The 7,635-nt window shown below is 69.6% G+C and carries 7 protein-coding genes; 2 read left to right on the top strand and 5 right to left on the bottom strand.

From position 1 onward, the window contains the following. Positions 1–1,806 (top strand): capsular polysaccharide biosynthesis protein (locus I9P22_RS22400; RefSeq protein ID WP_199262263.1); only part of this gene is annotated, 1,806 nt, incomplete at its 5' end. 15 nt (positions 1,807–1,821) lie between these two features. On the opposite strand, the gene ribD is transcribed toward I9P22_RS22400, so the two are convergent. Together ribD and nrdR are read right to left on the bottom strand one after the other, a co-directional pair. After that, the gene (gene ribD / locus I9P22_RS22395) at positions 1,822–2,814 is read right to left on the bottom strand and encodes a bifunctional diaminohydroxyphosphoribosylaminopyrimidine deaminase/5-amino-6-(5-phosphoribosylamino)uracil reductase RibD (RefSeq protein ID WP_199262265.1); all 993 of its coding nucleotides are present in this window, start codon (positions 2,812–2,814) and stop codon (positions 1,822–1,824) included. Positions 2,815–2,828: 14 nt separating this feature from the next. Further along, positions 2,829–3,293: a transcriptional regulator NrdR gene (gene nrdR, locus I9P22_RS22390; protein ID WP_199262261.1), complete on the bottom strand. Its 465-nt coding sequence runs from the start codon at positions 3,291–3,293 to the stop codon at positions 2,829–2,831. A gap of 239 nt (positions 3,294–3,532) precedes the next feature. On the opposite strand from nrdR, the gene I9P22_RS22385 reads away from it, so the two are divergent. Next, positions 3,533–4,657: a TRAP transporter substrate-binding protein gene (locus tag I9P22_RS22385; protein ID WP_199262259.1), complete on the top strand. Its 1,125-nt coding sequence runs from the start codon at positions 3,533–3,535 to the stop codon at positions 4,655–4,657. Positions 4,658–4,762: 105 nt separating this feature from the next. On the opposite strand, the gene I9P22_RS22380 is transcribed toward I9P22_RS22385, so the two are convergent. The 3 genes from I9P22_RS22380 to I9P22_RS22370 form a co-directional block, all read right to left on the bottom strand. Further along, complete coding sequence (locus I9P22_RS22380; protein WP_199262257.1) at positions 4,763–6,697, bottom strand: TRAP transporter large permease; 1,935 nt, start codon at positions 6,695–6,697, stop codon at positions 4,763–4,765. After that, a complete protein-coding gene (locus I9P22_RS22375; protein ID WP_199262255.1) occupies positions 6,694–7,317 on the bottom strand; it encodes a TRAP transporter small permease subunit in 624 nt (207 codons plus the stop codon). Before I9P22_RS22375 ends, I9P22_RS22380 begins: the two co-directional genes overlap by 4 nt. Before the next feature lie 114 nt (positions 7,318–7,431). Beyond that, positions 7,432–7,635: adenosylcobinamide-GDP ribazoletransferase (locus tag I9P22_RS22370; protein WP_199262253.1), on the bottom strand; the 204-nt coding region annotated here is incomplete at its 5' end.

Genomic DNA, 7,635 nt, shown 5'->3' with positions numbered 1-7,635 from the left:
GTGGCCGCCCGGCGCGGCTGCCGGCTGGTGCATGTCGAGGACGCCTTCCTGCGCTCGGTCCTGCCCGGCCGCGCCCGCGGCCCGGTCGCCCGCCGCGGTCCCGTCGGCCTGCTGATCGACCCGCTGGGGCTGCATTTCGACCCCGGCGCGCCCTCGCTGATCGAGACGCTGGTGCGGGACCCGGGCACCCCGGCGCTGCAGGCCGCGGCGCGCGCCGGCATCGAGCGGCTGATTGCCGCCGACCTGTCGAAATACAACGCCCATCTGCCGCAGGCCGCGCCACCGCCGCCCAGCCACGTCCTGGTGATCGACCAGACCCGCGGCGATGCCTCGCTGCTGGGGGCGGGGCGGGCGGATTTCCTGGTCATGCTGCAGGCCGCCCGCGACGAGAATCCCGGCCTGCCGCTGGTGATCCGCAGCCATCCCGAAACCGCCGCCGGCCTGCGCCCCGGCCATTTCGGCCCCGCCGACCTGCACCCGGGCGAGACGCTTTGCGACGGCCCGGTCTCGCCCTGGGCACTGCTTCAAGGCGCGGTGCGGGTCTATGCCTGGTCCTCGCAGCTGGGCTACGAGGCGATCCTGGCCGGCCACCGGCCGCGCATCTTCGGTCAGCCCTTCTATGCCGGCTGGGGCCTGTCCGAGGACCGGCACGCCTTCCCCCGCCGCGGCCCGGCGCCGGTCGAGGCGCTGTTCGCGGCCAGCCATCTGCGCGCGCCGGCCTGGTACGACCCCTGCCTGGACCGGCTGACCGATTTCGAGGGGGCGCTGAACCAGATCGAGGCCGAGGCCCGCGCCTGGCGCCAGGACCGCGACGGCCATCGTGCCTATGGCATCCGGCTGTGGAAGCGCCCCTTCGTCGCCCGCTTCTTCGGCAGCGGCAAGGGCGTGCGCTTCGTCGCCAGGCCGGACCCGCAGGTCACGCTCGCCTGGGCCAACCGCGCCGTCGACGTGCCCCACGCGCTGCGAATCGAGGACGGCTTCATCCGCTCGCGCGGCCTGGGCGCGGCGCTGGTGCCGCCGCTGTCACTGGTCGCCGACGACCTGGGCATCTATTACGATCCCGGCCGCGAAAGCCGCTTCGAGCGGCTGATGGCCGAGCCGCTGCCGCCCGGCGGGCGCGAGCGGGCCATGCAACTGGCCCGGCTGCTGGCGCAATCCGGGATCACCAAATACAACCTCGCCGGCCCGGCCCCCGCCCTGCCGCCGGGCCACCGCATCCTGGTGCCCGGTCAGGTCGAGGACGACGCCTCGATCCGCCTCGGCGCCGGCGCGGTGCGCAGCAATCTGGCGCTGCTGCAGCGCGTCCGGGCCGAGAATCCGGGCGCGGTGCTGATCTACAAGCCGCATCCCGATGTCGAGGCCGGGCTGCGCCCCGGCCTGATCCCCGAGGCGGAGCTGGCGCGCCTGGCCGATGTCGTTGCCCGCAAGGCCGGCGCCGATGCGCTGATGGCGCAGGTGGACGAGGTCTGGACCATGACCTCGACCCTGGGATTCGAGGCGCTGCTGCGCGGCCTGCCGGTGACCACGCTGGGCGCGCCCTTCTATGCCGGCTGGGGGCTGACCCGCGATCTGGGCCGCATCCCCGAACGCCGGCGGGCACGGGCCGATCTGGCGACGCTGATCCATCGCGCCCTGATCGCCTATCCGCGCTATTTCGACCCGGTCAGTCGGCTGCCCTGCCCGCCCGAAATTGCCGTGGCGCGGTTGACGGATCCCGGTTTCGGCGGCAGGGCCGGCCCCTCGATCCGGCTTCTGGCCAAGGCGCAGGGCGCGCTCAGCGGCCATGCCTGGCTCTGGCGGCGCTAGGCCGCGACCAATTGATTAACAGTCAACTGCTTCATCGCGCAGCCAGCGATGCATGAGGTCGGGGCCGATGCGCCGCACCTCGACCAGGCGGAAACGCGGCGCCTCGGCCAGGCGCTCCAGCCCCAGCGGGGCGATCCCGGCCCGGCCGTCGCCGCCCAGCACCAGGCCGGCGCCGTAGCCGATCAGCTGGTCGACCATCCCGGCCCGCAGCAGGCCGGCCGCCAGCACCCCGCCGCCTTCGCAGAAGACGCGGGTCAGGCCCCGCGCGCCAAGCTCGGCCATGAACTCCTCGGGCCGGCCGGCGACCTGCCAGAGCGGGCCATGCCCGGGCCCCTCGGCGGACAGGTCGGGCAAGGGCCGCGACGAGACCACGATGCGCACCGGCTGCCGCACCGGGCCGAAGCCGCGCACGTTCAGCACCGGCCGGTCGGCGCGCGCCGTCTCGCCGCCGACCATCACGGCGTCATGGCCCAGGCGCAGCGCATGGACGTGGCGGCGGGCCTCGGGCCCGGTGATCCATTGGCTCTCGCCCGCGGCGGTGGCGATGCGGCCATCGAAACTGGCGGCCAGCTTCAACGTCAGCATCGGCCGGCCGCGCTGGATGCGGCTCAGGAAGCCACGCTGGAGATCGCGCGCCTCGGCCTCGCAGACGCCCTCGGTCACCGCGATCCCGGCGGCGCGCAGGATGGCATGGCCGCGACCGGCGACGCGCGGGTCGGGATCGGTCAGCGCGGTGACCACGCGGGCGACGCCCGAACCCACCAGCGCCTCGGCGCAGGGCGGGGTCCTGCCGTGATGGGCGCAGGGCTCCAGCGTGACATAGGCAGTGGCGCCGCGCGCCGCGCCGCCCGCCTGGACCAGCGCCATCGCCTCGGCATGGGGGCGGCCGCCGGGCTGGGTCCAGCCGCGCCCGACTACGATGCCGTCGCGCACCAGCACGCAGCCCACCGCCGGATTCGGCCAGACATTGCCCAGGCCGCGCCGCGCCAGCGCCAGCGCATGGCGCATGTGGCGCCGGTCGCTCACTCCGCGACTGTGCCCGGCCGCAGCTCGGACACGAACTTGTCGAAATCGTCCGCCGCCTGGAAGTTCTTGTAGACGCTGGCGAAACGCACATAGGCCACGGTGTCGATCCGGGCCAGCGTCTCCATCACGATCTCGCCGATCACCTTCGAGGGGATGTCGGTGTCGCCCATGCTTTCCAGCCTGCGCACGATGCCCGAGATCATCTGGTCGATGCGCTCGGGCTCGATCGGCCGCTTCTGCATGGCGATGCGGATCGAGCGCTCCAGCTTGGTGCGGTCGAAATCCTCGCGCCGGCCGCTGGACTTGACCACCACCAGGTCGCGCAGCTGCACCCGCTCATAGGTGGTGAAGCGCCCGCCGCAGGCCGGACAGAACCGCCGCCGCCGGATCGCCACGTTATCCTCGGCCGGACGCGAATCCTTGACCTGGGTATCCACATTTCCGCAGAACGGACAGCGCATCCCTTGTTCCCCCAAAGCCCCAAACCACTGGCAGTATAGGCAAGCCCAAATCGCTTGGGTAGGCCCGATGATGTTCCCACAAGATCGGCCATGGCAGCGCACAAGATGACGCTACGGCACCCGCGGGCAAGGCCCGGATCGGCGGCGAAAGCGGCGCTGCCGTCTCGACAGGGTGGCGGGGGCGTGCAACATTCCGGTCGTCGGCCGCCTGGAAACGGCCGATCAATGCGGAGGAACTCATGAAAAAAACCAACCAGTTCGACCGGCGCGCCTTCCTGACCCGCGCCACGGTTGGCGGCGCCACGGCGGCCGCCGGCGCGGCGCTGGCCGCGCCCGCCATCGCGCAGGAGATGCCCGAGGTGAAATGGCGCCTGACCTCGGCCTTTCCGAAGTCGCTGGACACCATCTACGGCGGCGCCGAGGTGCTGTCGAAATACCTGTCCGAGGCCACCGGCGGCAAGTTCCAGCTGCAGGTCTTCGCCGGCGGCGAGATCGTGCCCGGCCTGCAGGCCCAGGACGCCGTCACCGACGGCACGGTCGAGGCCTGCCACACCGTCGGCTATTACAGCTGGGGCAAGGACCCGACCTTCGCGCTGGGTTCGGCCGTGCCCTTCGCGCTGTCGGCCCGGGCGATGAACGCCTGGCAATACCATGGCGGCGGCATCGACCTTTATAACGAGTTCCTGGCCACGCATAACATCTTCGGCCTGCCGGGCGGCAATACCGGCGTGCAGATGGGCGGCTGGTTCCGCAAGGAAATCAAGACCGTGGCCGATCTGCAGGGGCTGAAGATTCGGGTCGGCGGCTTTGCCGGCCGGGTGCTGGAGCGGCTGGGCGCGGTGCCGCAGCAGATCGCCGGCGGCGACATCTACCCGGCACTGGAAAAGGGCACCATCGACGCTTCGGAATGGGTCGGCCCCTATGACGACCAGAAGCTGGGCTTCTTCAAGGTCGCGCCCTATTACTACTATCCCGGCTGGTGGGAAGGCGGCCCGACCGTGCATTTCTTCTTCAACAAGGCGAAATACGAGGCGCTGCCCGAGAGCTACAAGTCGCTGCTGCGCAGCGCCTGCCAGGCGACCGACGCCAACATGCTGCAGAAATACGACCACCTGAACCCGATCGCCCTGAAGGAGCTGGTGGCCTCGGGCGCCCAGCTGCGTCCGTTCAGCGCCGAAATCCTCGACGCCTGCTACAAGGCCGCGAACGAGGTCTATGCCGAGCTGGAAGGCTCGAACGCCGCCTTCAAGAAGATCTGGGAGTCGATCAAGGTGGCGCGGGCGGACTGGTATCTCTACAATCAGACCGCCGAATATACCTATGACACCTTCATGATGATCCAGCAGCGCAACGGCACGCTCTGAGAGCGTCCCGGGACTGTCGGGGCCGCCGCGAGAGATCTCGCGGCGGCCCTTTTTCTTGGCCGTCCCCCGACCATGAGAAAGGCGGCTCCGGGGCCGCCTGTCATGTCAATTGCCCGAGGGTTGCGCTGGGGTGGTCAGGCCCGGCGGCGGCCCGGAAAGCGGACCGCCGAGCCCCTCCGTCGGGGCGGGCGCGGCCGGGGGCGTTTCCGGCGCCGTTCCCGTTTCCGGGGCTGCGGGTTCCGGTGCCGCTCCTGCATCCGGGGCCGGGGTCGCCGGTGTGCCGAAATTCGGCGCACCGCCCAGGCCGCCGGGCGCCGGGATGCCGCCGGGGGCCGCATCCGGGACCTGCGTTCCAGAGGTGGTGCCCGGCGCGGCTGGGGCGCCGAAGGGATCGCCCAACCCGCCCAGGCCACCCAGCCCGCCGAGGCCGCCGCCCGAGGGGATCTCGATCTTGATGTTCGAGGTGTCGATCGGCGCGCCCTTGTAATGCATGACCAGGCCCGGGAACAGCATCACCACCGCCACCATCACCAGCTGGATGCAGACATAGGGCACCGCGCCCCAATAGATCTGCCCGGTGGTCACCGGCTGCATCACCTGCCCCGTCACCTTGTCGCGATAGGGCGATTTCGGCGCCACCGAGCGCAGGAAGAACAGCGAAAAGCCGAAGGGCGGGTGCATGAAACTGGTCTGCATGTTCACGCCCAGCAGCACGCCGAACCAGATCAGGTCGATGCCCATGGCCTCGGCCGCCGGCGCCAGCAGCGGCACGATGATGAAGGCGAGCTCGAAGAAGTCGAGGAAGAAGGCCAGCAGGAAGACCAGCACCGAGACCGCGATCAGGAAGCCGTATTCGCCGCCCGGCAGCGAGGTCAGCAGATGCTCGACCCAGACATGGCCGTTCACGCCGTAGAAAGTGAGCGAGAACACCCGCGCCCCGATCAGGATGAACATGACGAAGGCCGAGAGCCGCGTGGTGGCCAGCAGCGCCTGGCGGATCACGCCATAGCCCAGCCGGCCCTTGATCCCGGCCAGCAGCAGCGCGCCGACCGCGCCCATGGCCCCGCCCTCGGTGGGCGTGGCGATGCCCAGGAAGATCGTGCCCAGCACCAGGAAGATCAGCGCCAGCGGCGGGATCAGCACGATGACGACCTGCTGCGCCAGCCGCGACATCAGGTTGACCTTCAGCGCCTTGTCGAGCAGCGCCAGCACATAGATCACGATCACCGCCAGCGCCGGGGCCAGGATGTCGGCATCCCTGCCCTGCGTCGGATAGAGCCAGCGGAAGGCCAGCCAGGCCATGCCGACGGTCAGCGCCAGCGCCACGAAAAGCGAGGTCACGCCCGAGCCCAGGGTCCGCGCCTCTTTCGGCAGGGCCGGCAGGCTGTTCGGCCGGATGATCGACATCACGAAGATGTAGGCCATATACATGCCGGTCAGCACCAGGCCGGGGATCAGCGCGCCCTTGTACATGTCGCCGACCGAACGGCCGAGCTGGTCGGCCAGCACGATCAGCACCAGCGAGGGCGGGATGATCTGCGCCAGCGTCCCCGAGGCGGCGATAGTGCCCGAGGCGATGCGCCGGTCGTAGCCATAGCGCAGCATGATCGGCAGCGAGATCAGCCCCATGGCGATGACCGAGGCCGCGACCACGCCGGTCGTCGCCGCCAGCAGCGCGCCGACGATGATCACCGCATAGGCCAGGCCGCCGCGGATCGGGCCGAACAGCTGGCCCACCGTGTCCAGCAGATCCTCGGCCATGCCGGATTTCTCCAGCACGATGCCCATGAAGGTGAAGAAGGGAATGGCCAGCAATGTCTCGTTCGACATCACCCCCCACAGCCGCTCGGGCATGGCGTTCAGCAGCGGCCAGTCGAGGTTGATGTTGCCGCCCGAAAGCGGGGCCAGTTCGACGCCGATGACGAAGAACATCAGCCCGTTCGCGGCCAGCGCGAAGGCGACCGGATAGCCGAAGAGCAGGAACAGCACCAGCGAGGCGAACATGATCGGCGCCATGTTCACCGCAATGAATTCCATCATTTGCGGCTCTCCCCGTTATCCGCATCCTCGTCGAAGACGGCCTGCATCTCGCGCACCATCACCTCGCCCTCCATGGCGGCAGCCTCATGCACCGAGACGAAGGGGGTGGGATCCTCGATGATGCCGCGCATGACGGCGATCTTCTTGATGATCTCGGAAATGCCCTGGAAGAACAGCATGACGAAGCCGACCAGCAGCAGCATCTTGGCCGGCCACAGCACCAGCCCGCCGGCATTGGTCGAGACCTCGCCGTTGTGCCAGGAGCGCAGCACCCAGGGGTAGATATACCAGATCATCAGCGTGACGAAGGGCATCAGGAAGAACACATGCCCGATCAGGTCGATCCAGTGCTGGCGGCGGCGCGTCCACAGGCCATAGATGATGTCGATGCGGATATGCTCGTTTTCCTTGAGCGTATAGGCCGCGGCGCCCAGGAAGGCGGCGCCGTAGAGATACCATTGCAGTTCCAGCCAGGCGTTGGACGAGGTGCTCAGCGCCTTGCGGATGACCGCATTGCCGGCGCTGACCAGCACGGCGACGAGGATCAGCCAGCTTGCGCTGCGGCCGATCGCCGAGTTGACGCGGTCGATGCCGCGAGAAAGCCCCAGCAGGGCGCCCATGTGACAACCTCCCTCAAATGTTGTTATGGCCCTCATGCAGGGGTTTTTCCCCCTCGATGTAGCCGTTTCGTATGAACGAACCGCTAAAGCCGGTCAAGAAAAAGCCAAGAAACGTCACGGCGTCCCCAGCAGCGCGGCCAGGGACAGCAGCCCCGCGGCCTCGCCCGCCTGCTGCAGGGCGCCCAGGACGTCGCCGGTCTGGCCGCCGAGCCCGCGCAGGGCCCGCCGTGCCAGCCAGAGCTGCGCCGCCGCCATGGCCGCAGCCGACAGAAGCCAGGCCGCCGGCGGCTGCGGCAGGCACAGCGCCGGCGCCAGCAG

This window comes from Paracoccus binzhouensis (assembly GCF_016446475.1).
GTDB classification, from domain to species: Bacteria; Pseudomonadota; Alphaproteobacteria; order Rhodobacterales; family Rhodobacteraceae; genus Paracoccus; species Paracoccus binzhouensis.
This window is presented reverse-complemented; position numbering and strand designations above follow the sequence as displayed.